Source organism: Streptomyces sp. NPDC038213 (assembly GCF_055600495.1).
Window position 1 is genome coordinate 36,516 of record NZ_JBVJYM010000002.1, and the last position, 25,544, is coordinate 62,059.

The following is a 25,544-nucleotide window of genomic DNA, read 5'->3' on the forward strand; positions in this document are numbered from 1 at the left end:
CTCCCAGCGAACAGTTCGGGAAGCGGGATGGCGTTGTCCGACCTGCGCGTTAGGGTCCATGAATAGCGAGGGCACTGCCCTCCGAACGAGACGCTGAGACGGCACTTGGCCGTCGGAGACGAGCAGGTGGATACGTGACGAATCTGATGCCTTACGTTGCGGGTGAGCCGTCCATCGGCGGCGGCCTCGGCGACCACGTCTACAACCGGCTGCTCAACGAGCGCATCATCTTTCTGGGCCAGCAGGTCGACGACGAGATCGCCAACAAGATCACGGCCCAGCTCCTCCTCCTGGCAGCAGACCCGGAGAAGGACATCTTCCTGTACATCAACAGCCCCGGCGGCTCGGTGACGGCCGGCATGGCGATCTACGACACCATGCAGTACATCCCGAACGACGTGGTCACCATCGGTATGGGAATGGCGGCCTCCATGGGCCAGTTCCTGCTCACCGGCGGTACCCCGGGCAAGCGCTTCGCGCTCCCGAACACCGACATCCTGATGCACCAGGGCTCCGCCGGCATCGGCGGCACCGCGTCGGACATCAAGATCCAGGCCCAGTACCTGCTGCGGACCAAGCAGCGCATGGCCGAGATCACGGCCCACCACTCCGGCCAGACCGTCGAGGCGATCATCCGCGACGGTGACCGCGACCGCTGGTTCACCGCCGAGGAGGCCAAGGGCTACGGCCTCATCGACGAGATCATCTCGGCCGCGTCCAACGTTCCGGGCGGCGGCGGCACCGGGGCCTGAGCCCCGGCCCGGTACCCGTACACGGACAGCCCCAGCCCGCAGAACGCCACCAGGATGGTGAACACCCAGATGCAGAACAACCTCTCCGCGAGCGGTCTCTACACCGGCGCGCAGGTGGACAACCGCTACGTCGTCCCGCGCTTCGTCGAGCGCACCTCGCAGGGCGTGCGTGAGTACGACCCGTACGCGAAGCTCTTCGAGGAGCGCGTGATCTTCCTCGGCGTGCAGATCGACGACGCCTCCGCCAACGACGTCATGGCGCAGCTGCTGTGCCTGGAGTCGATGGACCCGGACCGCGACATCTCGATCTACATCAACAGCCCCGGCGGCTCCTTCACCGCGCTGACGGCCATCTACGACACGATGCAGTTCGTGAAGCCCGACATCCAGACGGTCTGCATGGGCCAGGCGGCCTCCGCCGCCGCGGTCCTGCTGGCGGCCGGCACCCCGGGCAAGCGCATGGCCCTGCCGAACGCGCGCGTCCTGATCCACCAGCCGTCCGGCGGCACCGGCCGCGAGCAGCTCTCCGACCTGGAGATCGCGGCCAACGAGATCCTGCGCATGCGCGACCAGCTGGAGTCCATGCTGGCCAAGCACTCGTCCACGCCGATCGACAAGATCCGCGAGGACATCGAGCGCGACAAGATCCTCACGGCCGAGGACGCGCTGGCCTACGGCCTGATCGACCAGATCATCTCCACCCGCAAGATGAACAACATCTGATCCTTGCGGCCCCTTGGCGTGGCCGTATCGCCACGAACGGCGATGTGAACCACGTCAAGGGGGCCCCGTGATGGGGTCCCGGCAAGGTACCGTCGGATATGAGGCACCAGGAGCGCTGAACCAGGCGTCTCCCAGGCGAAGGGGAAGCACCTCGTGGCACGCATCGGTGACGGCGGCGATCTGCTCAAGTGCTCGTTCTGCGGAAAGAGCCAGAAGCAGGTGAAGAAGCTCATCGCAGGTCCCGGTGTGTACATCTGCGACGAGTGCATCGACCTCTGCAACGAGATCATCGAAGAGGAGCTCGCGGAGACCAGCGAGGTGCGGTGGGAGGAACTCCCCAAGCCCCGCGAGATCTACGAGTTCCTGGAGAGCTACGTCGTCGGCCAGGAGCCGGCGAAGAAGGCGCTCTCCGTAGCGGTCTACAACCACTACAAGCGCGTCCAGGCCGGCGAGAACGGCGGGGCGCAGGGCCGTGACGACGCGATCGAGCTTGCGAAGTCCAACATCCTGCTGCTGGGGCCCACGGGTTCCGGCAAGACCCTGCTGGCGCAGACGCTGGCGCGCATGCTCAACGTCCCCTTCGCCATCGCGGACGCGACGGCGCTGACGGAGGCCGGCTACGTCGGCGAGGACGTCGAGAACATCCTGCTCAAGCTGATCCAGGCGGCCGACTACGACGTCAAGAAGGCCGAGACCGGGATCATCTACATCGACGAGATCGACAAGGTCGCCCGCAAGAGCGAGAACCCGTCGATCACCCGCGACGTGAGCGGCGAGGGCGTCCAGCAGGCCCTCCTGAAGATCCTGGAGGGCACGACGGCCTCGGTGCCGCCGCAGGGCGGACGCAAGCACCCGCACCAGGAGTTCATCCAGATCGACACGACGAACGTGCTCTTCATCGTGGGCGGCGCCTTCGCCGGCCTGGAGAAGATCATCGAGTCGCGCGCGGGCGCCAAGGGCATCGGCTTCGGTGCGACCATCCGCTCCAAGCGGGAGATCGAGGCGAGCGACCAGTTCCAGGAGGTCATGCCGGAGGACCTGGTGAAGTTCGGGATGATCCCCGAGTTCATCGGCCGCCTCCCGGTCATCACCTCGGTGCACAACCTGGACCGGGAGGCCCTCCTCCAGATCCTCGTCGAGCCGCGCAACGCGCTGGTGAAGCAGTACCAGCGCCTGTTCGAACTCGACGGCGTGGAGCTGGACTTCGAGCGCGAGGCCCTCGAGGCCATCGCGGACCAGGCCATCCTCCGCCAGACCGGCGCGCGCGGCCTGCGCGCCATCATGGAAGAGGTCCTGATGTCGGTGATGTACGAGGTCCCGTCCCGCAAGGACGTGGCCCGCGTGGTCATCACCGCCGACGTGGTCCGCTCCAACGTCAACCCGACCCTCGTCCCCCGCATCGTCCCCAAGGACCAGGGCCCGCACGAGAAGTCGGCCTGACCCCGAGCAGCACGAAGGGGCGCCCCGCCAACAGGCGGGGCGCCCCTTTCCGTTCACGTGCGGCTACTTCTTCACACGGGCCGTGTTGTAGAGCTTCGCGGCGTACTCCGCGGTCTGGTCGAGGGTGTAGCCCGGCTTGCCGGTGAAGAGGGCGCCGAGGTCGATGGCCGAGGTCATGGCCACGGTGCTGTAGTCGCCCCAGATGCACACCGGGAAGACCATGGTCTTCGGGGTGGGGATCTCCGAACTCTGCTCCTTGGAGGTGAACTTGATCTCCTGGCACTTCAGCACGGCGCCGTCGAAGCCGGCGGGCTTGATGCTCTTGGGGGAGCCGACGAATTCCGCGGTGCCGTTCTTCTGGTCCTTGGCCGCATCGGCCTTCGCCATCATGAAGAGCGCGTCCACGGCCTTCTCGGGGTCCGAGACCTCGCCGAAGTAGCCGTTGAAGCTGAGGCCCTTGCCCGCCAGCGGGTTGGAGGCCCCGCCGCCCGCCTCGTAGTCCTGGTTCACCTTCTCGGGGTTCTTCACCCCGGCGGCCTCGATCTCGGCCTTGTCCTTGGCGGTGAACGCGTCGGGCTTGTCCTTGCCCTTCTTGAACTCCGCGACCGCCGCCGGCGGGACCAGCTTGTAGCCCTTCGTGGCCTCGGAGATGTCGCTGCCGCCGCCGGGGCCGTTGCCGCTGAGGATCATGTACGCGCCGACGCCGACCACCGCGAGGCCGGCGAGGGCCGCGGCCACGATGAGGCCCGTCTTCTTCGGCTTGGCCGGGGGCTCGGTGCCGTAGAGGGGGACCGGCTGCGGGCCGGGGGCGCCGTACGGGGGCTGCGGGGGCGCGGGGGGCTGGCCGTACGGGTTCGGCTGCGGGGGCTGGCCGGGCTGCTGCGGGTAGCCGTAGCCCTGCGGGGGGACGCCCTGCGGGGCCTGCTGCGGGTAGCCGTAGCCCGGCTGCGGGGCCGGCTGGCCGCCGTAGGGGCCGGGCTGGGGCTGGCCGGGCTGCCCGTACGGGTTGGGCTGGCCGGGCTGGCCGTACGGACCCGGCTGCTGCGGCGGGCCGCCGTACGGGCCCGGCTGGTTGTAGCTCATCTGCTGCGTCCCCCTGGGGAGTCTCGTGTGTCCCCGACATCCTGGCGGAAGCCCGTGCCGCGGTGGGGGCCCGGGGCCCCCGTTACCGGTTTCAGTACCGGACCGTTACGCCTCTAAACTGTGCCCCGTGACCGAGAACACGCAGACACCCAGCAGCCCCGACTCCGAACTGCCGACGACCTACGCGCCGGCCGAGGTAGAGGGGAAGCTCTACGAGCGCTGGGTAGAGCGTGGTTACTTCACTGCCGACCCGGCCAGCGACAAGCCCCCGTACACCATCGTCATCCCGCCGCCGAACGTCACCGGCTCCCTCCACCTGGGGCACGCCTTCCAGCACACGCTGATGGACGCCCTGACCCGCCGCAAGCGCATGCAGGGCTACGAGGCCCTGTGGCTGCCCGGCATGGACCACGCCGGCATCGCCACCCAGAACAAGGTCGAGCAGCAGCTCGCCGAGGAGGGCAAGTCCCGCCACGACCTGGGCCGCGAGGAGTTCGTCGAGCGGGTGTGGCGCTGGAAGGAGGAGTACGGCGGCAGGATCCTCGGCCAGATGCGCCGCCTCGGCGACGGGGTCGACTGGTCGCGCGAGCGCTTCACCATGGACGAGGGCCTGTCCCGCGCCGTCCAGACCATCTTCAAGAAGCTGTACGAAGACGAGCTCATCTACCGCGCCGAGCGCATCATCAACTGGTGCCCGCGCTGCCTGACCGCCATCTCCGACATCGAGGTGGAGTACCAGGACGACGCCGGCGAGCTGGTCTCGATCCGCTACGGCGAGGGCGAGGACTCGCTGGTCGTCGCCACCACCCGCGCCGAGACGATGCTGGGCGACACCGCGGTCGCCGTCCACCCGGACGACGAGCGCTACAAGCACCTGGTCGGCCGGCAGATCAAGCTGCCCCTGACGGACCGCACCATCCCGGTGGTCGCGGACACGCACGTCGACCCGGAGTTCGGCACGGGTGCCGTCAAGGTCACCCCGGCGCACGACCCGAACGACTTCGCCATCGGCCAGCGCCACGACCTGCCCGCCATGACGATCATGGACGAGCACGGCATCATCACCGTCCACGGCCCCTTCCTGGGCCTGGACCGGTTCGACGCCCGCTCCGCGGTCGTCGGCGCCCTGCGCGAGCAGGGCCGGATCGTCGCCGAGAAGCGCCCGTACCAGCACTCGGTCGGCCACTGCTCGCGCTGCCGGACCACGGTCGAGCCGCGCCTGTCGATGCAGTGGTGGGTCAACGTCAAGCCGCTGGCCAAGGCCGCGGGCGACGCGGTCCGCGACGGCCGGGTCGAGATCCACCCCGCCGACATGTCGAAGCGCTACTTCGACTGGGTCGACAACATGAACGACTGGTGCATCTCGCGCCAGCTGTGGTGGGGCCACCGGATCCCGATCTGGTACGGCCCGGACGGGGAGATCGTCTGCGTCGGCCCCGACGAGCAGCCGCCCTCCGGCGAGGGCTGGACCCAGGACACCGACGTCCTCGACACCTGGTTCTCCTCGGGCCTGTGGCCCTTCTCCACCCTCGGCTGGCCGGAGAAGACCCCGGACCTGGAGAAGTTCTACTCGACCGACGTGCTGCTCACGGGCCACGACATCATCTTCTTCTGGGTCGCCCGGATGATGATGTTCGGCCTGTACGCCATGGACGGCGAGGTCCCGTTCAAGACGATCGCGCTGACCGGCCTGGTCCGCGACGAGCGCGGCAAGAAGATGTCGAAGTCCTTCGGCAACGTGGTCGACCCGCTGGACTGGATGGACGCGTACGGCTCCGACGCCGTCCGCTTCACCCTGGCCAAGGGTGCCAACCCGGGCACCGACGTCCCGATCGGCGAGGACTGGGTCCAGGCCTCCCGGAACTTCGCCAACAAGATCTGGAACGCCACGCGCTTCGCGCTGATGAACGGCGCCACCATCGAGGGCGGGCTGCCCCCGGCGGAGCAGATGTCGGCCACCGACCGGTGGATCCTGTCGCGCCTCAACAAGACCGTCGCCGAGGTGGACGCCTTCTACGAGGACTACCAGTTCTCGAAGCTGTCGGACACCCTGTACCACTTCGCGTGGGACGAGGTCTTCAGCTGGTACGTCGAGTTGTCGAAGACCACGTTCTTCGCGGGCGGCGAGCAGGCGAAGGTCTCCGGCCGGGTCCTCGGCGAGGTCCTCGACGTCATGCTGCGGCTGCTGCACCCGGTGGTCCCCTTCGTCACCGAGACCCTGTGGACCACGCTGACCGGGCGCGAGTCCCTGGTGATCGCCGAGTGGCCGGCGGACAGCGGCTTCCGCGACGAGGCCGCCGAGGCCGAGATCGAGCAGGTCAAGGCCGTGGTCACGGAGGTCCGCCGGTTCCGCAAGGAGCAGGGCCTGCAGGACGGCCAGAAGGTCCCGGCCCGTCTGGACCTGAGCGGCACCGCGCTGGCCGCCCACGAGGCCGCCATCCGCCAGCTGCTGCGCCTGCAGCCGGAGGGCGAGGCCTTCAGCGCCACCGCCACCCTCCCGGTCGCGGGGGCCACCGTGGCCCTCGACCTCTCCGGCACCATCGACGTGGCGGCCGAGCGCAAGCGGCTCGCCAAGGACCTCGCCGCCGCCGAGAAGGAGAAGCAGCAGGCGGAGGCGAAGCTCGGGAACGAGGCCTTCCTGGCCAAGGCCCCCGACAACGTCGTGGACAAGATCAAGGGCCGGCTGGCCAAGGCCGAGGCGGACATCGCCCGGATCGAGTCCCAGCTGGCCGCGCTGCCGGCCGCCTAGCCGGCAGGCGTACGGCCGCACGGTCGTACGGCAGTACGAAGGCGGAGGCCCCCCGCACCGGACCGGTGCGGGGGGCCTCCGCCGTGTGCGGACGGCTTCCGGCGCTACGGAGCGGATCCGGGCGGGGACAGGGCGGAAGGCCCGCCGCGGGAAGGGCCGTACGACCCTTCCTAAGTGCCCTAAATCACGCAATGCGGGCGCCTTCCGGGCCGGATCCGCGGGGGCGGCCTTGGATGATGGAGGACATGCGCACGCAGCAGCTCGCCCCGGTGGTCCGGGGGATCGCGGACCGGGGCCGCCGCCTCACCCGCAGCCGTGCGCACACCCCGCGGGCCGTGGACCTGCTGACCGCGCTGAGCTGCTTCGCCCTGATGCTCCTCGACGTGCCGGGGCTGGCCGCCGCGGACAACTCGCTCAACGGGGCCACCGCCGTCCTGGTCCTGGCCGCGGGTGCGGCCACCGTGCTGCTGCGCCGCCGCGCGCCCTGGCTCCCGTACCTCACCGCCCTGGTGTTCATCGGCTGGCTGCACGAGCTGACGCTGATCCAGTTCGCCCTGTACTCCCTCGGGCGCTTCCGGGGCCGCCGCGCCGCGGTGCTCGCGACCGCGGCCTACATCGGGTACGCCTGCCTGCTCTTCACCCTGCCCGGCTGGCCCTACCACCAGGCCGGGACCCTCAGCGGACTCCTCAGCGTGGTCGTCCCCATCGGGGTGCTCGCCGCGGCCGTCGGCGTCGCCGCCTACCGGCACGACCTGGTCCGGGAGCTGGACTCCCGGCGCGCCGAGTCCGCCGTGCTCCAGGCCGTCCAGCAGGAGCGCACCGCCGTCGCGCGCGACGTGCACGATTTCGTGGGGCGGGAGCTGACCCTGCTGACCGTCCGCTCCGAGGTGCTCGCGATGCGGTCCCGCGGCCAGGCGTACGGGAAGGACTTCGACGAGCTCGCCGAGACCGCCCGCCGGGCCCACCTCGTGCTCAACGAGATCATCGTCCAGCGCGGGGAACGGGCCTCCACCCCCGGGGTCGACGGGCTGCCGGGCCTCGCGGAGGAGAGCGGCCGGGCCGGCTCACCCGTACGGCTGAACGTGGACGAGGCGAGCTTCGGGCTGTCCCCGCTGCGGCAGGCCGCCGTCTACCGGGTGGTCCAGGAGTGCCTGACCAACGCGGCCAAGCACGCGGCCGGCGAGACCGTCGAGGTGTCGGTGTCCGCCGAGGGGCCCCAGCTGCGGATCGCCGTCAGCAACGCCCTGCCCGCCCGGGGGCCCGCGCGGGCCCCCGTCTCGGCCGGCTCGGGGACCGCGAGCATGTCCGAGCGGGTCCGCAGCCTCGGCGGCACCCTCACCGCCGGCCGCCGCGGCGGCGCGTACGAGGTCGTCGCCCTGCTGCCCCGCGGCTGACGGCTCCCGCGCTCAGGCCCGGGCCGGGGCCAGCAGGGAGTTCAGGGTGTCCAGGTCCTCCACGCAGCGGCCCGAGCCCAGGGCCACGCAGTCCAGCGGATCGTCCGCCACGAAGACGGGGATGCCGGTGGCCGAGGCCATCCGCAGGTCCAGCCCGGGCAGCAGCGCCCCGCCGCCCGTCAGCACGATGCCGTGCTCCATCACGTCCCCGGACAGCTCGGGCGGGCACTCCTCCAGGGTGGTCCGGACGGCCGCGATGATCGCCTCCACCGGCTCGTCGAGCGCGCTGCGCACGTCGGGGGCGCCGAGCTCCAGGGTCTTGGGCATCCCGCCGACCTTCTCGCGCCCGCGCACGGTGTACACCGCGGACTCCAGTTCGGGCCGGTCCGGGACCGGCCAGGCCGAGCCGATGGCCACCTTCACGTCCTCGGCGGTCCGCTCGCCGATCAGGAGCGCGTGCTCCTTGCGGACCCAGTCGGTGATCGCGGTGTCGAGGCGGTCGCCGCCCACCCGCAGGGACTGCGAGGTGACGATCCCGCCGAGGGAGATCACCGCCACCTCCGTGGTGCCGCCGCCGATGTCCACGACCATCGAGCCCCGCGGCTCGGACACCGGCAGCCCGGCCCCGATCGCGGCGGCCATCGGCTCCTCGATCAGGTGCACGCTGCGGGCCCCCGCCCGGGTGGAGGCGTGCACGATGGCCCGCCGCTCCACGGGGGTGACCCCGGAGGGGACGCACACGACCATGCGGGTACGGCTGCGGCGGCCCGGCACGGCCTTGCGCACGAAGTGCCGGATCATCTCCTCCGCGGCCTCGTAGTCGCAGATCACCCCGTCCTTCAGGGGGCGGATCGCGGTGATGGAGCCGGGGGTGCGGCCGATGGTCTCCTTGGCCTCCGCCCCCACGGCCAGCGCGGTGGTCGTGCCCGCCTTCACCGCTACCACGGACGGCTCATTGAGGACGATCCCGTGACCGCGCGCGTAGACGAGGGTGTTCGCGGTCCCCAGGTCTATTCCGATATCGCGGCTCGAAGCAGTCTTGTTGGCGCTGGCCTGCGGCATTTGTTCCCCTATCTCCCTGCGGCAAGGCTTGCATAACGATCAGGCGGCCCTTTCCGCCGAAGGTCCCGAAACAGCCGGGCCGAAAGTCCCGAGGCGCCGTCCGTAGACTGGCCCTGTGAGTGAGCAGCAGCCCGAGAGCGCCGACCGGTCCGACGAATTCGATGAGATCGTCGCCGAGGAGACCGACCGCGACCCCGATCTGGCCGTGATCGAGGCCGGAAGCCGCACCCTGCGGGCCCAGACCGGGCCGCCGCAGGGCGACGCCGTACCCGCCCGCCCCGCCGACCCGGAGGTGGACAAGGCGCTGCGCGAGGTGGAGCAGGAGCTCGCCGGGCGCTGGGGCGAGACCAAGCTGGAGCCCTCGGTCTCCCGCATCTCCGCCCTCATGGACGTGCTCGGCGAACCGCAGCGCGCCTACCCCTCCATCCACGTCACGGGCACCAACGGCAAGACCAGCACCGCCCGCATGATCGAGGCCCTGCTCAACGCCTTCGAACTGCGCACCGGCCGCTACACCAGCCCGCACGTCCAGTCGATCACCGAGCGCATCAGCCTCGACGGCGCCCCCATCGACCCCGAGCGCTTCATCGAGACGTACCGGGACGTGCAGCCGTACGTCGAGATGGTCGACGCGGCGCAGGAGTACCGGCTCTCCTTCTTCGAGGTGCTCACCGGGATGGCCTACGCGGCCTTCGCGGACGCCCCCGTGGACGCGGCCGTGGTCGAGGTCGGCATGGGCGGCACCTGGGACGCCACCAACGTCATCGACGGCTCGGTCGCGGTGGTCACCCCGATCAGCCTGGACCACACGGACCGGCTCGGCTCCACGCCCGGCGAGATCGCCCAGGAGAAGGGCGGGATCATCAAGCAGGGCGCGACGGTCATCATGGCCCAGCAGCCCGTGGACGCCGCGCAGGTCCTGCTGAAGAAGGCCGTCGGGGTCGACGCGACCGTGGCCCGCGAGGGCATGGAGTTCGGCGTGGTCTCCCGCGAGGTCGCGGTCGGCGGCCAGCAGCTGAAGCTGCGCGGGCTCGGCGGCGAGTACGACGACATCTTCCTGCCGCTGTACGGCGCCCACATGGCGCACAACGCGGCCGTGGCCCTCGCGGCCGTCGAGGCCTTCTTCGGGATCGGCGCCGAACACGCCCGCCTCCTGGACCAGGCGACGGTCCGCCGGGCCTTCGCCACGGTGACCTCCCCGGGCCGCATGGAGGTGGTCCGGCGCAGCCCCACGGTGGTGCTGGACGCCGCGCACAACCCGGCCGGCGCCCGCGTGACCGCCGAGGCGATCACCGAGGCCTTCGGCTTCAGCCGGCTGATCGGCGTGGTCGGCACCAGCGAGGGCAAGGACGTCCGCGGGGTCCTGGAGGCCTTCGAGCCGATCCTCGCCGAGGTCGTCATCACCGAGAACTCCACCTACCGCGCCCAGTCCGCGGACGAGCTGGCGGCCGTCGCGGTCGAGGTGTTCGGGCCCGACCGGGTGGTCGTGGAGCCCCGGCTCGACGACGCCCTGGAGGCGGCCATCACCCTTGCGGAGGAAGAGGCCGAGTACGGAGGGGCCGGCGTCCTGGTGACCGGCTCCGTGATCACGGTGGGCGAGGCCCGCCTGCTGCTGAAGAGGGGCTGAGCGGATGCGCACGCTCTGCGCGAGCACGTTGATCGGCGAGTTCTTCGTGATCGGTTTCGCGGGACTGGTCGCCATGAAGGACCCGGACCTGGGCCAGGCCACGGTGTGGACCGTGTGCGGGGTCGCGATGCTGCTGTCCGTACTGCTGTGCGGAATGCTGTCGCGGCCCGGCGCGGTGCAGATCGGCTGGGCCCTGCAGATCGGTCTGATCGCCAGCGGGTTCGTGGTCCCGACCATGTTCTTCCTGGGTGCGGTCTTCGCCGGACTGTGGTGGTGCTCGGTCCACTACGGCCGCAAGGTCGACGAGGCCAAGGCCCGCTGGGCGGCCCAGGCGGAGGCCGCCCCCGCACCTGACGCTGCGTGACGGTGCCGGGCCCCGGCCCTGTAGCCTCGTAGCACCGCACCCGTATGCCGCAAGGAGTCCACACCATGTCCCAGCGCACGCTCGTCATCCTCAAGCCCGACGCGGTCCGTCGCGGCCTGGTGGGCGAGATCATCGGCCGTATCGAGCGCAAGGCCGGCTGGACCGTCCCCGCGATGGAGCTGCGCACGCTGGACCAGGAGACCCTGGAGTCGCACTACGGCGAGCACAAGGGCAAGGTGTTCTACGAGCCCCTCATGGGCTTCATGGCCTCCGGCCCGGTCGTCGTGCTCGTGGTCGAGGGCGAGCGGGCCATCGAGGGCGTGCGCGCGCTGGCCGGCCCGACCGACCCGATCGCCGCCGCGCCCGGCTCCATCCGGGGCGACTTCGGCACCATCACCCGGGAGAACCTGATCCACGCGTCGGATTCCGAGGAGTCCGCCGAGCGCGAGCTCAAGCTGTTCTTCCCGAACCTCGCCTGACGCCCGCTCAGCCGAATAGCGCTCTCCACCTGGGGCGACCGAAGTAATTTCGGTCGCCCTTCGGTATTTCCGCACCGGACCAGGGAACGCATGGCGCGGACACGACGTCACCAAGAGCGGGGGCGGGTATCCGATCCGGCGGGAAAGCCGGAGTCCCGTCGCGCGGTCTCCGTACTTGCGGCACTACGATGGGGCCTCCACCCACACACCCACCTCGCCGACTCCTGACAGCAGCAGCTTTCAACCGGGAAGGCCAGACGCTCCTCATGGGGAACAAGGGGAACTCAATGTCGTTCATCGGCCGTGACATGGCTGTCGACCTCGGGACCGCCAACACGCTGGTGTACGTGAGGGGCCGGGGGATCGTCCTGAACGAGCCTTCCGTCGTCGCCATCAACACGAACACCGGCGGCATTCTCGCGGTGGGCTCCGAGGCGAAGAAGATGATCGGCCGGACGCCCGGCAACATCGTCGCCGTACGCCCCCTCAAGGACGGCGTGATCGCCGACTTCGAGATCACCGAGCGCATGCTCCGGTACTTCATCCTCAAGATCCACAAGCGCCGCTACCTGGCCCGTCCCCGCGTCGTGGTGTGCGTGCCCTCGGGTATCACCGGGGTCGAGCGCCGCGCCGTGATCGAGGCCTCCACCCAGGCCGGTGCGCGGCAGGTCCACATCATCGAGGAGCCGATGGCGGCCGCGATCGGCTCGGGCCTGCCGGTCCACGAGGCCACCGGGAACATGGTCGTGGACATCGGCGGCGGCACCACCGAGGTCGCGGTCATCTCCCTCGGCGGAATCGTCACGGCGCAGTCCATCCGGGTGGCCGGCGACGAGCTCGACAACGCGATCATCCAGCACATCAAGAAGGAGTACTCCCTCCTCCTGGGCGAGCGGACCGCCGAGCAGATCAAGATCACCATCGGTTCGGCGTACGACCTCGACAAGGACGAGCACACCGAGATCCGCGGCCGCGACCTCGTCTCCGGACTGCCCAAGACCGTGGTCATCTCCGCCGCCGAGGTCCGCAAGGCCATCGAGGAGCCGGTCAACGCCATCGTCGACGCCGTCAAGACCACCCTCGACAAGTGCCCGCCCGAGCTCTCCGGCGACATCATGGACCGCGGCATCGTCCTGACCGGCGGCGGCGCCCTGCTGCGCGGGCTCGACGAGCGGCTGCGCCGCGAGACCGGCATGCCGATCCACATCGCCGAGGACCCGCTCGACTCCGTCGCCCTCGGCTCCGGCAAGTGCGTCGAGGAGTTCGAGGCCCTCCAGCAGGTCCTGGACGCCCAGCCCCGGCGCTGACACACCCCCCTCGCAGGGGACGATGCGGAACACACAGATCCGCCGTACGGGTGCTACCGGACCCGTGCGGCGGATCGTTGATATACAGGCAAGCAGAGAATTCCGACGAGGAAGGCACGGCCGCCGCACGTGAGGGACACACGAGAGAGCCGGCTGCTCCTGGTACTGCTGGTCGCCATCGCGTTCGCACTGATCACGGTGGACATCCGGGCAGGCGAGGAGTCGCCGGTCGACGGTGCCCGGCAGGCCGCCGCCGCGGTCTTCGGACCGGTCGAAGAAGGGGTCGCCGACGCGGTCGACCCGGTCGCCAACGCCATAGGAGCCGTACGGGACTCCGGGGAGCGCCACAACCGGATCACCCTGCTGGAGCGGGAGAACGCGGCCCTCAAGGCCAGCCTCGGCAGCGACGACCGCAACCGCAGCCGCAGCCGCGAACTCGACGACATGCTGAAGAAGGCGGGCGCCGGCCAGTACGCCATCAAGGGCGCCGAGGTCATCGCCATAGGAGCGGCCCAGGGCTTCTCCTGGACCGTCACCATCGACGCCGGCACCAAGGACGGCATCCAGCGGGACATGACCGTGCTCAACGGCGACGGACTCGTCGGCCGGGTCACCACCGTCGGCCCCGACACCGCCACCGTCCTGCTCGCCAGCGACCCCGACTTCACCGTCGGCACCCGCCTGGAGAAGACCGGCGAACTGGGCTTCGCCACCGGCCAGGGCAACGGCCCGCTGTCCGTCCAGATGCTCAACGGCCGCGCCAAGGTGGCCCCGGGGGACCGGCTCGTCACCTTCGGCTCCCGCGGCAGCAAGCCCTTCGTGCCCGGGGTCCCGCTCGGCGAGGTGGTCCGCGTCGACCCCTCCCGCGGGGACCTGACCCGCACCATCTGGATCCGCCCGTACGTCGGCTTCTCCCGGCTCGACATCGTCGGCGTGGTCGTCGTACCGCCGCGCACCGACCCGCGGGACGCGGTGCTGCCGCCGAAGCCCGCCGCCCCCAAGCCCGTACCGACGGTCACCGTCACGGTGACCCCGTCCGCGAGCCCGCTCGCCGACGGGGCCGCCCAGCCGCCCGCCGCCCTGCCGGCCGACGAGTAGGAGACCGCCATGCGCATCAACCGGATCCTGCTCGCGTCCTCGCTGGTCGTGGTCGCCCTCGTCGTGCAGGTCACCATCCTCGGACGGCTCCAGCTCCCCGGGGCCGTACCCGACCTGGTGCTCCTGACCGTCATCGCCCTCGCCCTGGTGTACGGGCACGTCAGCGGGGCCCTCATCGGCTTCGGCGCGGGCCTGCTCACCGACCTTGCGCCCCCCGCCGACCACGCCGCCGGGCGGTACGCGCTCGTGCTGTGCGTCATCGGGTACGCCGCCGGGCTCGCCCGCCCCGACGGCGGGCGCTTCCGCTCCGCCTGGGGCCCCATGCTCACCGTCGTGGCCGCAGCCCTCGGCTCCACGCTGCTCTACGCCGGGGTCGGCGCCCTGGTCGGCGACACCGCCGCCCGCCATGTCGGGCTGACCGGGCTGCTGTTCACCGCGGCCCTCTACGACCTGCTCCTCGCCCCCTTCACCGTGCCGTTCATCATGGCCCTCGCCCGCCGGGCGGAGAACGACCCGATGGCCGTCGAGGCCAACGGCGGCCCGCCGCAGGGCACCGACGTCTCCTCCGGCTGGCTTTCTGGCGGCACCGGGCTGCGGATCGGCGGCCAGCGCGGCGGCCTGCGGATGCGCACCGCCCGCAACCGGGCCGGGAAGGCCGGCCGCATAAGGGGGGTGACCACGCTGGGCGGGGCCAAGGGCCTCAAGGGCGTGAAGGCCGTCAAGAGCGCCAAGAAGCTCTGAGGGGGAGCACGTGACCAACATTCCCGAGACCGGCCGCACCCCCCGGGTGCAGATCCGGCTCGTCATCATCCAGGTGATCGTCTTCTCGCTGCTGTTCACCCTCGGCGGCCGGCTCTGGTACCTCCAGATCCGCAACGGCGACGAGTACACCGACGAGGCCCGCAGCAACCACGTCCAGCGCGTGGTGCAGCCCGCCGTCCGCGGTTCCATCCTCGACGCGCGCGGGGTCCCCCTCGCCGACAACGAGACCCGCCTCGTCGTCTCCGCCAGTCGCACCGAGCTGATGAAGATGAAGGACCGCGGGAAGACCGTGATGACCCGGCTCGCCGGAGTCCTCGACATGACCCCCAAGGAGGTCATGGACAAAGTCCGGCTCTGCGACTCCGAAACCCCCAAGCCCTGCTGGAACGGCTCCCCCTACCAGCCGATCCCGGTCACCCTCGAAGCCACCACCCAGCAGGCCCTGACCATCCGCGAGCGCCCCGAGGACTTCCCCGGCATCACCGCCGAGCCCACCGCCGTCCGCCGCTACCCGGCCCTCGGCCGGGCCCGCACCTCGCAGGTGCTCGGCTACCTCTCCCCGGTCACCGACGAGGAGATCCAGAAGGCCAAGGACTCCGACTCCCCGCACCTGCGCTCCGACCAGGTCGGCCGCTCCGGCATCGAGCGCACGTACGACAAGCAGCTGCGCGGCAGGGCCGGCGTGACCTCCTACGAGGTGGACAACCTCGGCCGGGTCATGGGCCAGGCCGCCTCCGACCCCGGGGTCGCCGGCTCCACCCTGGTCACCAGCATCGACGCCCGGGTCCAGGCCGTGGCCGAGTACGAGCTCGCCGACGCGATGAAGAAGGTCCGCGACGAGACCGACAAGATCACCGGCCGCAAGTACGAGGCGGACGCCGGAGCCGTCGTCGTCATGGAGTCCCGTACCGGCCGCATCGTCGCCATGGCCTCCCAGCCCGACTACGACCCCAACGTCTGGGTCGGCGGCATCTCCGCCAAGGACTACGCCAAGCTGACCAGCAAGGACTCCAACTACCCGCTGCTCAACCGGGCCATCCAGGGCCAGGCGGCCGCCGGCTCCATCTTCAAGGTGGTCTCCGTCAGCGCCGCCGTCCGGGCCGGGTACCCCTTCGACAACCGCTACAACTGCAGCAGCTCGTACAGCCTGGGCGGCCGCAGCTTCGCCAACTTCGAGTCCAAGGGCCACGGCCCCATCGACCTCGGCGAGGCGCTCAAGTTCTCCTGCAACACCGTCTTCTACGCCCTCGGCCACAAGGAGTGGCAGCGCGACGGCGGCCTCAAGCCGAAGAAGAACGCCCACGACTGGTTCTACCGGACCGCCCGCGAGTTCGGGCTCGGCTCCGAGACCGGAGTGGACCTGCCCAACGAGGTCCGCGGCCGGATCCCCGACCGGCAGTGGAAGAAGAGCTTCTGGGAGGCCAACAAGGACTCCTGGTGCAAGCAGGGCAAGAAGGGCGGCACGTACGTCGAGCAGATCGCGTACGAGAGCTGCCTGGAGGGCAACCAGCTCAAGGCCTTCGACAGCATCAACTTCGCCATCGGCCAGGGCGACGTGCTCGTCACCCCCATCCAGATGGCCACCGCGTACTCCGCGATCAGCAACGGCGGCACCCTCTTCAACCCCACCGTCGGCAAGGCCGTCATCAGCCCCGACGGCAAGAAGGTCGAGATGATCCAGCCGAAGGCGCACGGCAGGCTGCCCGTCGGCGCCCAGACCGTCCGCGACCTCGACCGCGGACTGCGCTCGGTGGTCGAGCCCGGCGGCACCGCCGCCTGGCGCTTCGGCGGCTGGCCCCAGGACAAGATCCCCATGCGCGCCAAGACCGGCACCGCCCAGGTCTACGGCAAGCAGACCACCTCCTGGCTGGCCACCTACACCGACGACTTCACCATCATCATGACCATCTCCCAGGGCGGCACCGGCTCCGGCGCCTCCGGCCCCGCCGTGCGCAACATCTACGACGCCCTCTACGGCCTCGACGACGCGGGCAACCAGGACCTCAAGCGGGCCCTGCTGCCCAAGCCGCAGAAGGCCCTCCCCAAGATCCAGCCCGACGGCACGATCGAGGCCCCCGACATCGAGCCCTACGACCCCGCAGCACAGCAGGTCGATCCCGCCAAGGCGGGCGCGGGCGCCGCCACCCCCCCGCTCGCGGGCCCGCCGCCGGTCTGGAGGGACTGATCCGATGACCGCACCCCACGGGTTCTCCGTCTCCCGGTACGCACCCGAACGCGGCCCGCTCGCCCGGCTGACCGCCCGCGACTCGCTGCTGCGCCGCCTCGACTGGCCGATCCTGCTGTCCTGCCTCGCCCTGTCGCTGATCGGCGCGGCCCTGGTCTGGTCCGCGACCCGCGGCCGTACGGAGCTCAACAACGGCGACCCGTACTACTTCCTCTTCCGCCACCTGCTCAACACCGGCATCGGCTTCGCCCTGATGATCGGGACCGTCTGGCTCGGCCACCGCACCCTGCGCGGCGCGGTGCCGGTCCTGTACGGCATCTCGATCGTGCTGATCCTCGCCGTGCTCACCCCGCTCGGCGCCACCATCAACGGCGCGCACGCGTGGATCGTGGTCGGCGGCGGCTTCTCCCTCCAGCCCAGCGAGTTCGTCAAGATCACGATCATCCTGGTGATGGCGATGCTGCTGGCCGCCCGGGTCGACGCCGGGGACCAGCCCCACCCGGACCACCGGGTGGTCGCCAAGGCCCTGCTGCTCGCCGCGCTCCCCATGGGCATCGTCATGCTGATGCCGGACCTCGGCTCCGTCATGGTCATGGTGGTGATCGTGCTCGGCGTGCTCCTGGCCTCCGGCGCCTCCAACCGCTGGGTGCTCGGGCTGATCCTCACCGGGGCCGTCGGCGCCGTCCTCGTCGCCGCCCTCGGGGTGCTCGACGAGTACCAGATCAACCGGTTCGCCGCCTTCGCCAACCCCGAGCTCGACCCCTCCGGCGTCGGCTACAACACCAACCAGGCCCGCATCGCCATCGGATCGGGCGGGCTGTACGGCGCGGGGCTGACCAACGGCCACCAGACCAGCGGGCAGTTCGTGCCCGAACAGCAGACCGACTTCATCTTCACGGTGGCCGGCGAGGAGCTCGGCTTCGTCGGAGCCGGGGGGATCCTGGTCCTGCTGGGCGTCGTCCTGTGGCGGGCCTGCGTGATCGCCCGCGAGACCACCGAGCTGTACGGGACCGTCGTCGCGGCCGGCATCATCGCCTGGTTCGCCTTCCAGTCCTTCGAGAACATCGGCATGACCCTCGGGATCATGCCCGTGGCGGGCCTGCCGCTGCCGTTCGTCTCGTACGGGGGCTCGTCGATGTTCGCGGTCTGGGTCGCGGTGGGGCTGCTCCAGTCGATCAAGGTGGAACGGCCGATGTCGGCCTGAACCCGCCGGTCCCGGCGCGCTGCTTTCCCGTAACCGCGGCGAACCGGTCCGTACGGGTCTAAGTTCGGTCCATGGCGGACACGAAGCGCGAAATCGAGCGGAAATTCGAGTTCACGACAGCCAAGGCCGGCAAGCGGGGCGTACCCGACCTGACGGGGACGGCGGACATCGCCGCCGTCCTCGACCGGGGCACCGCCTCCCTCGACGCCGTCTACTACGACACCCCCGACCGCAGGCTCGCCGCCGACGGGCTCACCCTGCGCCGCCGCACCGGCGGCGGGGACGCCGGCTGGCACCTCAAGCTCCCCGTCGCCCCCGGGATCCGCGACGAGGTGCACGCCCCCCTCGGCGACACCGTCCCGCAGGCCCTCGCCGCCCTCGTGCACTCCCGCGTCCGCGGAGCCGCCCTCGAACCGCAGGTCCGCCTGCTGTCCGACCGCCGCACCGCCCACCTCCTCGACGCCGGCGGCGCCCTCCTCGCCGAACTCAGCACCGACGCCGTCACCGCCGAGGCCGCCGACACCACCGCCCACTGGACCGAGGTCGAGGTCGAACTCGCCGACGGCGCCGACCCGGCCCTCCTCGACGCCGTCGAGAAGGCCTTCCGCAAAGCCGGACTCCGCGTCTCCGACGCCCCCTCCAAACTCGCCCGCGCCCTCGCCGAGACCGGCACCGAACCCCCGCCCCGCCCCGACCCCGGCCCGCCCGCCGGCACCGCGGGCGCCCGCATCCTCACCCACCTGCGCACCCACGCCGACGCCCTCGTCGCCCAGGACCCCGCCGTCCGCCGCGACCTGCCCGACGCCGTCCACCAGATGCGCGTCGCCACCCGCCGGCTGCGCAGCGCCTTCAAGACGTACCGCAAGGTCCTCGACCGAGCCGCCACCGACCCCCTCGGCGCGGAACTGCGCTGGCTCGCCGCCGAACTGGGCGCCGACCGCGACCGCGAGGTCCTCCTCGCCCGGCTGCGCGACCACCTCGACGGACTCCCGCGCACCCTGCGCGCCGGACCGGCCCGCGGCCGGCTGCGCACCTGGAACTCCGCCCGCCGCACCGGCTCCCGCCGCCGCGCCCTCGCCGCCCTCGACAGCCCCCGCTACACCGCCCTCCTCGACCGCCTCGAGGCCCTGCTCGCCGACCCGCCGCTGCTGCCCGCGGCCGCCCGCCCGGCCGCGAAGGTGCTCCCCGGGGCCGTCCTGCGCGACTACGCCCGCCTCGCCGCCCGGATCGACAGCTGCCTGGCCATGGACCCCGGCCCGGAGCGCGACCTCGCCCTCCACGAGGCCCGCAAGGCCGCCAAGCGGGCCCGGTACGCCGCCGATGCCGCCGAACCCGACCTCGGCAAACCGGCCAGGAGGCTGGCCAAGGCCCTGAAGAAGGTGCAGACCCTGCTCGGCGACCACCAGGACAGCGTGGTCGCCCGCGAGGCCCTGCACGCGATCGCCCTCCAGGCGCAGGCCGCGGGCGAACCCTCCTTCACCTGGGGGCTGCTCTACGCCCGCGAAGAGGCCCTCGCCGCGCGCCGCGAGGCGGAGCTCCCCGGGGCATGGGCCAAGGCCTCCGCCCCGGCCCTGCGCGAGGACCTCGGCTGAGCGGATCCGGACCGCCCGAACCCCTGAACTGATCATGGCGGGCAGGGGGATCCGCGCCTCAAGGTACGCTTGAGAGTCGCCCCCTGCCCGCTTCCCGAAAGTCGCGTGATGTCCGAGTCGGTCTTCCCACAGCTCGAAGCTCTGCTCCCGCATGTGCAGAAGCCCATCCAGTACGTCGGTGGTGAGCTCAACTCCACGGTGAAGCCCTGGGAGTCCTGCGACGTCCGCTGGGCCCTCATGTACCCGGACGCCTACGAGGTCGGACTGCCCAACCAGGGCGTCATGATCCTGTACGAGGTACTGAACGAGCGCGAGGGCGTCCTCGCCGAGCGCACGTACAGCGTGTGGCCCGACCTGGAGGCCCTGATGCGCGAGCACGGGGTGCCCCAGTTCACCGTGGACTCGCACCGCCCCGTCTCGTCCTTCGACGTGTTCGGCCTGTCCTTCTCCACGGAGCTGGGCTACACGAACATGCTCACGGCCCTGGACCTCGCGGGCATCCCGCTGGAGGCCAGGGACCGTACGGTCGACCACCCGATCGTCCTCGCGGGCGGGCACGCGGCCTTCAACCCCGAGCCGATCGCGGACTTCATCGACGCCGCCGTCATCGGCGACGGCGAGCAGGCCGTGCTCGACATGACGGAGATCATCCGCGCCTGGAAGGCCGAGGGGCGCCCGGGCGGCCGCGAGGAGGTCCTCTTCCGCCTCGCCAGGACCGGCAACGTGTACGTCCCGCGCTTCTACGACGTGGAGTACCTGCCGGACGGCCGCATCGGCCGCGTGGTCCCGAACCGCTCGGGCGTGCCGTGGCGGGTGTCCAAGCACACCGTCATGGACCTCGACGAGTGGCCCTACCCCAAGCAGCCGCTGGTCCCGCTCGCGGAGACGGTCCACGAGCGGATGTCCGTAGAGATCTTCCGCGGCTGCACCCGCGGCTGCCGCTTCTGCCAGGCCGGCATGATCACGCGCCCCGTGCGGGAGCGAAGCATCACCGGCATCGGCGAGATGGTGGAGAAGGGTCTGAAGGCCACCGGCTTCGAGGAGGTCGGCCTGCTGTCGCTGTCCTCCGCCGACCACACGGAGATCGGCGAGATCGCCAAGGGCCTCGCGGACCGCTACACCGAGGACAAGGTGGGCCTGTCCCTCCCCTCCACCCGCGTGGACGCCTTCAACGTCGACCTCGCCAACGAGCTGACCCGCAACGGCCGCCGCTCCGGTCTGACCTTCGCCCCCGAAGGCGGCTCCGAGCGGATGCGCAAGGTCATCAACAAGATGGTCTCCGAAGAGGACCTGATCCGGACCGTCGCCACCGCGTACGGCAACGGCTGGCGCCAGGTGAAGCTGTACTTCATGTGCGGCCTGCCGACCGAGACCGACGAGGACGTCCTCCAGATCGGCGACATGGCGGTCAACGTGATCGCCAAGGGCCGCGAGGTCTCCGGCCAGAACGACATCCGCTGCACGGTCTCCATCGGCGGTTTCGTCCCCAAGCCGCACACCCCCTTCCAGTGGGCCCCGCAGCTCTCCGCCGAGGAGACGGACGCCCGCCTGGAGAAGCTCCGCGACAAGATCCGCGGGGACAAGAAGTACGGCCGCTCCATCGGCTTCCGCTACCACGACGGCAAGCCCGGCATCGTCGAGGGCCTGCTGTCCCGCGGCGACCGCCGCATCGGCGACGTGATCCGCGCGGTCTACGAGGACGGCGGCCGCTTCGACGGCTGGCGCGAGCACTTCTCGTACGACCGCTGGATGCAGGCCGCCGAGAAGACCCTCCCCGCGTACGGCGTGGACGTGGCCTGGTACACGACCCGCGAGCGCACGTACGAGGAGGTCCTGCCCTGGGACCACCTCGACTCGGGCCTGGACAAGGACTGGCTCTGGGAGGACTGGCAGGACGCCCTCGACGAGACCGAGGTCGAGGACTGCCGCTGGACCCCGTGCTTCGACTGCGGCGTCTGCCCTCAGCTCGGCCTGGACATCCAGATCGGGCCGACCGGCAAGAAGCTCCTGCCGCTGTCCGTGGTAAACAAGTAGCCGTACCCTTGCTCCGGCCCTGTCCCAGGACGGGGCCGGAGCGCTGTCAGGGAGAAGCCGGGAACGCGTCCGGTTTGAGGGCCAGGCCCGCCTCGACGCCGAGTGGCACGGCCAGCTCCAGCCGGATCCCGGGAGCGCGGCGTCGCGGGACCCTCGTCCGGATGACACGGCAGCTGACCTGCGCCCGCAGCAGGTCCCCGGCCATGACCCGCAGTCCGCCGCGGGCCCAGCGGTCGGCGAAGGTCTCCCCCGTGGGGCGCTGTGCCCATAGGGAGCCGCCGGTCCGCTCCGGGTCTGGACGTACGTACTCCCGTACGCACACGGGCAGGGCACCCAGTGCGGCAACGGCCTCGGCGGCGAGCGCGCGGTACACGGAGTCGGGGTCGGGCGCGCCCAGACCGCCGCTCGGGCAGCTCCGGCACCGCAGGTAGGAGTAGGTGCGGCCGCCGGCGGAGGTCCTGTGGACCGTCATGTTCGTCGTGCAGTCCGCGCACACCAGGACCCCCAGGAACTCCGTCGCACCCGCCGGGTTCCGGCGCGGCTGCGACTTCGTCCGCAGATCGAGGGCGCGCTGCAAGCCCTCCCACTCGGCCCCGGAGAAGACCGGATCGGCAATCGGGACCGTTCTGCCGTGCCGGTCGAGCACCGGCTTGGACCGGCGGACCCCGCCCTCCCTGTGCTCCGTGACGCGCAGGCCCATCAGAGCGGGGTTGCGGAGTCTGCGCAGGAGCGTGGTCGCCGTCCATTGTCCGCCGCCACCCGTGGGAACCCGGGCGCGGGTGAGCACGATGGTCATGCGGCGTGCAGATACGCCTCGCAGCGCCGCGCTGCGGCACCAGTGGAGCACGCGGCGCGCTTGCGGATCGATCACCAACCTCCCGTTCCCGTCGGTTGCGTAGCCGTAGGGAGGCTTTCCCACGAGCCAGTCCGTCTGGGCCCGCGCGTACTCCCACAGGCTCGCCACCCTGGTGCTCGTGTTGCCCGCCTCGAGCTGGGCGAGAGCACCGATGACCTCGGCTACGGCCCGCCCCGCGGGGCTGGCGAGGTCGATGGCGTCGTGCCGGGAGACGAGGTTCTTCCCGTGTGCCGAGCACCAGTCGAGCATGGCGCCGAGGTCGGTGGCCCGCCGGACGAAGCGGTCGATCTTCCAGAAGAGCAGGACGTCGAAGTCCGGAACGCGTTCGTTCAGCCAGTGACCCAGTTCCCTGCGCTTCCACGGCGGGACCCTCGTGGCGGACACGTTCAGGTCCCTGGCGACACCGACGACGCGGAAGCCCCGCGCTGCGGCCAGGATCCGCAGGTCGAGTTCCTGGCGGACGGGCGAGGTGGACTCGGCACTCAAGGCGGACAGGCGTACCGAGAGCAGGGCCCTCGGGGCGTTCGGGGGCAGGGTGCGCTCGGCTTCCCGGAGTTCGTCGAGCAGCGCCAGATCGGCCTTGCGCCAGGTGGGGCGGGGGGCCCGGCCCGCGCCGGCACCGGTCGTTCGCGTAGTGGTCACGATTCCTGCAACGAGCGGGGCGGGCCTCGGATGTGCACGTGTCGGGGTCTGTTCCAGATGGATATCCACATCCGGCCGGTCCGGGCGGGCTGCCATACCGCGCCGTTGCAACTGGGCGGGGTGTGTTGCATGTCCTGGTGGGCATGGACATGCAGGAGCGGGGCGGAGTGGGCGCGGGGCCGGGGGCGGACGGGCTGCTGGTGGTCGGGGTGCGGGCGGTGGTGCGGGGGTTCGCGCTGGTGGTGCTGCTGCCCGTGCGGATGGCCTGGGATCTGGCGGCCGCGGCCGGGCGGGTGCTGCTGGGGCGGGTGCTGGCGCCGGTGGGGCGGGCCCTCGTCCGGTTCGCGGACCGCGCGGTGGTCCGCCCGGCGGTGTGGGTGGGGAAGCGGGTCCTGGCCCCGGGGGCGGTGCTCCTGTGGCGGCTGGTGTTCGTATGGCCGTGGGTGGGGCTGTGGCGCTACGTGCTGGTGCCGGTCGGCCGGGGTGCGCACCGGTGGGTGCTCCGGCCCGTCGGGGGAGCGCTGGGCCGGCTGCTGGCGGCGTGCGTGCGGTACGTGCTGGTGCCGGTGGGCCGGGGTGCCGGGTGGCTGGCCGTGTGGGCGTGGCGCGGCACGGCCCGGGCCGCCGGGTGGACGTACGCCCGGCTGGTCGCGCCGGTGGGGCGGGCGCTGGTGTGGGCGGTCCGGGGGGTGTGGGCGTACGGGCTCGTGCCGGTCGGGCGCGGGTCCGTGCGGCTGCTGGCGGTCGTCCGGCGCGGGCTCGCGTGGTCGGCGGGCGGGCTGCGGCGCGGCACGGTCGGGGCGGTCCGCGCGGGGTGGCGGGGGCTGCGGTGCGTTGGTGGCGGGGCGTGGCGCTGGGTGGTGCGGCCTGTGGGGCTGGCGGTGTGGTGCTGGGTGGTGCGGCCCGTTGGGCTGGCGGTGTGGCGCGGGGTGGTGCGGCCCGTCTGGAGGGCGCTCGGGTGGGCCTGGCGGGTGGCCGGGCGGGTGTCGCGGGCTGTCGGCCGGGGCCTGGCCCGGGCCTGGGGGCTGCTGGTCGTGAGGCCCGCGCGGTGGGTGCACCGGGTGGGGGTGCGACCGGCCGGGAGGCTCCTCCGGGAGGTGTGGGGGGCCGCCCGTACGACGGTCCGGGAGGTGCGGGCCGAGGTGCGCCGCGCGCTGTTCGGAAGTCCTCCCGGGGAACCGGCGAGGTCACCGGCGCGTACTCTGGGTAGTACGACAGCCGTCGGTACGGAGCCCGCCGCCGAGATCTCCCTGCGCAAGCAGGGGTGAGCCGGAGGGCGGGGAGCGTCCGTGCGGCTCCACAGACCTCAAGGGCGGCGCGCGCCAGCGCCCGCCCCGCACCAAGGAGAAGGACCACTGGGCAAGCGACAGCCCGAAGGACCGCCGCCCGCACCCGCGGTGCAGCGCATCCGTCTGCGCTACACCAAGCGCGGCCGCCTCCGGTTCACCAGCCACCGTGACTTCCAGCGCGCCTTCGAGCGGGCCCTGCGCCGCGCCGAGGTGCCCATGGCGTACTCGGCGGGTTTCACCCCGCACCCCAAGGTCTCGTACGCGAACGCCGCCCCCACGGGGACCGGCAGCGAGGCCGAGTACCTGGAGATCGCCCTCACGCAGACCCGCGACCCCGAGAAGCTGCGCGAGCTGCTCGACGAGTCGCTGCCCGCCGGGCTCGACATCACCGATGCCGTCGAGGCCCGCACCTCCGGCCTCGCCGACCGGCTGACCGCCTCCGTATGGGAGCTGCGCCTGGACGGGGTCGAGCCCGCCGAGGCCGGGCGCGCCGCGGCCGCCTTCCTCGCGGCCGAGACCGTCGAGGTCCAGCGCCGGACGAAGAACGGCATGCGGACCTTCGACACCCGCGGCGCTGTGGTGAGCCTCGAGGCGGGCCCCGCCGGCACTGATAGGCCGCTGGACAATGCCTGTGCGATACTGCGGCTGGTTGTTCGGCACGTGACACCTGCCGTGCGACCCGACGACGTCCTGTCCGGTCTCCGAGCTGTGGCCGACCTGGCGCCGCCGGTCCCCGCAGCGGTGACCAGGCTGGCGCAGGGGCTCTTCGACGAGGAGTCCGGCACGGTGACCGACCCGCTCGCGCCCGACCGCGAGGCCGTCACGGCCGCCCCACCCACGGCGCCGTAGCGGACGACGCGAAGGCGCCGGCCGGTCCCGCGCAGGGACCGTCGTCGCCGCGC

20 protein-coding genes are annotated in these 25,544 nt (G+C 71.5%); 17 read left to right on the forward strand and 3 right to left on the reverse strand.

The window, feature by feature from the left end; translation table 11 throughout:
- The first annotated feature begins 134 nt into the window (after window positions 1-134).
- The 3 genes from ACZ7JZ_RS02910 to clpX all read left to right on the forward strand — a co-directional run bounded on the left by ACZ7JZ_RS02910 (window position 135) and on the right by clpX (window position 2,915).
- Entirely contained in the window at window positions 135-752 is a 618-nt protein-coding gene (locus ACZ7JZ_RS02910; protein ID WP_470932525.1) for an ATP-dependent Clp protease proteolytic subunit, read from the forward strand.
- Window positions 753-806: 54 nt separating this feature from the next.
- On the forward strand, window positions 807-1,475 hold the full coding sequence (locus ACZ7JZ_RS02915; protein ID WP_470932527.1) for an ATP-dependent Clp protease proteolytic subunit: 669 nt from the start codon (window positions 807-809) through the stop codon (window positions 1,473-1,475).
- Between the two features lie 153 nt (window positions 1,476-1,628).
- Window positions 1,629-2,915: an ATP-dependent Clp protease ATP-binding subunit ClpX gene (gene clpX, locus ACZ7JZ_RS02920; protein WP_007264060.1), complete on the forward strand. Its 1,287-nt coding sequence runs from the start codon at window positions 1,629-1,631 to the stop codon at window positions 2,913-2,915.
- 63 nt (window positions 2,916-2,978) lie between these two features.
- Here clpX and ACZ7JZ_RS02925 read toward each other — a convergent pair whose 3' ends face one another.
- Complete coding sequence (locus ACZ7JZ_RS02925; RefSeq protein WP_470932529.1) at window positions 2,979-3,998, reverse strand: hypothetical protein; 1,020 nt, start codon at window positions 3,996-3,998, stop codon at window positions 2,979-2,981.
- Window positions 3,999-4,125: 127 nt separating this feature from the next.
- On the opposite strand from ACZ7JZ_RS02925, the gene ACZ7JZ_RS02930 reads away from it, so the two are divergent.
- Window positions 4,126-6,747: a valine--tRNA ligase gene (locus tag ACZ7JZ_RS02930; RefSeq protein WP_470932531.1), complete on the forward strand. Its 2,622-nt coding sequence runs from the start codon at window positions 4,126-4,128 to the stop codon at window positions 6,745-6,747.
- Window positions 6,748-6,992: 245 nt separating this feature from the next.
- Complete coding sequence (locus tag ACZ7JZ_RS02935; RefSeq protein ID WP_470932533.1) at window positions 6,993-8,141, forward strand: sensor histidine kinase; 1,149 nt, start codon at window positions 6,993-6,995, stop codon at window positions 8,139-8,141.
- Between the two features lie 12 nt (window positions 8,142-8,153).
- On the opposite strand, the gene ACZ7JZ_RS02940 is transcribed toward ACZ7JZ_RS02935, so the two are convergent.
- Window positions 8,154-9,203 carry a rod shape-determining protein gene (locus tag ACZ7JZ_RS02940; RefSeq protein WP_470932535.1) on the reverse strand — a complete coding sequence of 350 codons (1,050 nt, stop codon included), beginning with the start codon at window positions 9,201-9,203 and terminating at the stop codon, window positions 8,154-8,156.
- Window positions 9,204-9,318: 115 nt separating this feature from the next.
- On the opposite strand from ACZ7JZ_RS02940, the gene folC reads away from it, so the two are divergent.
- From folC to ACZ7JZ_RS02990, 10 genes are all read left to right on the forward strand, one after another.
- Window positions 9,319-10,830, forward strand: a complete 1,512-nt coding sequence (gene folC / locus ACZ7JZ_RS02945; RefSeq protein WP_470932537.1) for a bifunctional tetrahydrofolate synthase/dihydrofolate synthase — start codon at window positions 9,319-9,321, stop codon at window positions 10,828-10,830.
- 4 nt (window positions 10,831-10,834) lie between these two features.
- Window positions 10,835-11,194, forward strand: coding sequence for a DUF4233 domain-containing protein (locus ACZ7JZ_RS02950; protein WP_470932539.1), 360 nt, complete (start codon window positions 10,835-10,837; stop codon window positions 11,192-11,194).
- Window positions 11,195-11,259: 65 nt separating this feature from the next.
- Entirely contained in the window at window positions 11,260-11,673 is a 414-nt protein-coding gene (ndk, locus tag ACZ7JZ_RS02955) for a nucleoside-diphosphate kinase (RefSeq protein WP_470932541.1), read from the forward strand.
- Between the two features lie 287 nt (window positions 11,674-11,960).
- Entirely contained in the window at window positions 11,961-12,980 is a 1,020-nt protein-coding gene (locus tag ACZ7JZ_RS02960) for a rod shape-determining protein (protein ID WP_125647420.1), read from the forward strand.
- A gap of 129 nt (window positions 12,981-13,109) precedes the next feature.
- Window positions 13,110-14,078 (forward strand): rod shape-determining protein MreC, encoded by a 969-nt coding sequence (gene mreC / locus ACZ7JZ_RS02965; protein WP_470932542.1) that lies wholly within the window; start codon window positions 13,110-13,112, stop codon window positions 14,076-14,078.
- 9 nt (window positions 14,079-14,087) lie between these two features.
- The gene (gene mreD, locus ACZ7JZ_RS02970) at window positions 14,088-14,819 is read left to right on the forward strand and encodes a rod shape-determining protein MreD (RefSeq protein WP_470932544.1); all 732 of its coding nucleotides are present in this window, start codon (window positions 14,088-14,090) and stop codon (window positions 14,817-14,819) included.
- Between the two features lie 10 nt (window positions 14,820-14,829).
- Window positions 14,830-17,025: a penicillin-binding protein 2 gene (gene mrdA, locus ACZ7JZ_RS02975; protein ID WP_470932546.1), complete on the forward strand. Its 2,196-nt coding sequence runs from the start codon at window positions 14,830-14,832 to the stop codon at window positions 17,023-17,025.
- Between the two features lie 4 nt (window positions 17,026-17,029).
- Entirely contained in the window at window positions 17,030-18,229 is a 1,200-nt protein-coding gene (gene rodA, locus ACZ7JZ_RS02980) for a rod shape-determining protein RodA (RefSeq protein WP_470932548.1), read from the forward strand.
- Window positions 18,230-18,300: 71 nt separating this feature from the next.
- Complete coding sequence (locus tag ACZ7JZ_RS02985; protein ID WP_470932550.1) at window positions 18,301-19,821, forward strand: CYTH and CHAD domain-containing protein; 1,521 nt, start codon at window positions 18,301-18,303, stop codon at window positions 19,819-19,821.
- A 105-nt stretch (window positions 19,822-19,926) separates the two neighbouring features.
- Window positions 19,927-21,855, forward strand: a complete 1,929-nt coding sequence (locus tag ACZ7JZ_RS02990) for a TIGR03960 family B12-binding radical SAM protein (RefSeq protein WP_470932552.1) — start codon at window positions 19,927-19,929, stop codon at window positions 21,853-21,855.
- 46 nt (window positions 21,856-21,901) lie between these two features.
- On the opposite strand, the gene ACZ7JZ_RS02995 is transcribed toward ACZ7JZ_RS02990, so the two are convergent.
- Window positions 21,902-23,353 (reverse strand): recombinase family protein, encoded by a 1,452-nt coding sequence (locus ACZ7JZ_RS02995; RefSeq protein ID WP_470932554.1) that lies wholly within the window; start codon window positions 23,351-23,353, stop codon window positions 21,902-21,904.
- A gap of 143 nt (window positions 23,354-23,496) precedes the next feature.
- On the opposite strand from ACZ7JZ_RS02995, the gene ACZ7JZ_RS03000 reads away from it, so the two are divergent.
- Together ACZ7JZ_RS03000 and ACZ7JZ_RS03005 are read left to right on the forward strand one after the other, a co-directional pair.
- Entirely contained in the window at window positions 23,497-24,621 is a 1,125-nt protein-coding gene (locus ACZ7JZ_RS03000; RefSeq protein ID WP_470932556.1) for a hypothetical protein, read from the forward strand.
- Between the two features lie 129 nt (window positions 24,622-24,750).
- Complete coding sequence (locus ACZ7JZ_RS03005; protein ID WP_470932558.1) at window positions 24,751-25,491, forward strand: TIGR03936 family radical SAM-associated protein; 741 nt, start codon at window positions 24,751-24,753, stop codon at window positions 25,489-25,491.
- Window positions 25,492-25,544 lie beyond the last annotated feature (53 nt).

Coding starts and splice junctions, on each gene's coding strand:
- ACZ7JZ_RS02915 (WP_470932527.1), top strand. CDS start 807: ATGGTGAACACCCAGATGCAGAACAACCTCTCCGCGAGCGGTCTCTAC.
- ACZ7JZ_RS02925 (WP_470932529.1), bottom strand. CDS start 3,998: ATGAGCTACAACCAGCCGGGCCCGTACGGCGGCCCGCCGCAGCAGCCG.
- ACZ7JZ_RS02935 (WP_470932533.1), top strand. CDS start 6,993: ATGCGCACGCAGCAGCTCGCCCCGGTGGTCCGGGGGATCGCGGACCGG.
- ACZ7JZ_RS02940 (WP_470932535.1), bottom strand. CDS start 9,203: ATGCCGCAGGCCAGCGCCAACAAGACTGCTTCGAGCCGCGATATCGGA.
- ACZ7JZ_RS02950 (WP_470932539.1), top strand. CDS start 10,835: ATGCGCACGCTCTGCGCGAGCACGTTGATCGGCGAGTTCTTCGTGATC.
- ndk (WP_470932541.1), top strand. CDS start 11,260: ATGTCCCAGCGCACGCTCGTCATCCTCAAGCCCGACGCGGTCCGTCGC.
- ACZ7JZ_RS02960 (WP_125647420.1), top strand. CDS start 11,961: ATGTCGTTCATCGGCCGTGACATGGCTGTCGACCTCGGGACCGCCAAC.
- mreD (WP_470932544.1), top strand. CDS start 14,088: ATGCGCATCAACCGGATCCTGCTCGCGTCCTCGCTGGTCGTGGTCGCC.
- rodA (WP_470932548.1), top strand. CDS start 17,030: ATGACCGCACCCCACGGGTTCTCCGTCTCCCGGTACGCACCCGAACGC.
- ACZ7JZ_RS02985 (WP_470932550.1), top strand. CDS start 18,301: ATGGCGGACACGAAGCGCGAAATCGAGCGGAAATTCGAGTTCACGACA.
- ACZ7JZ_RS03000 (WP_470932556.1), top strand. CDS start 23,497: ATGGACATGCAGGAGCGGGGCGGAGTGGGCGCGGGGCCGGGGGCGGAC.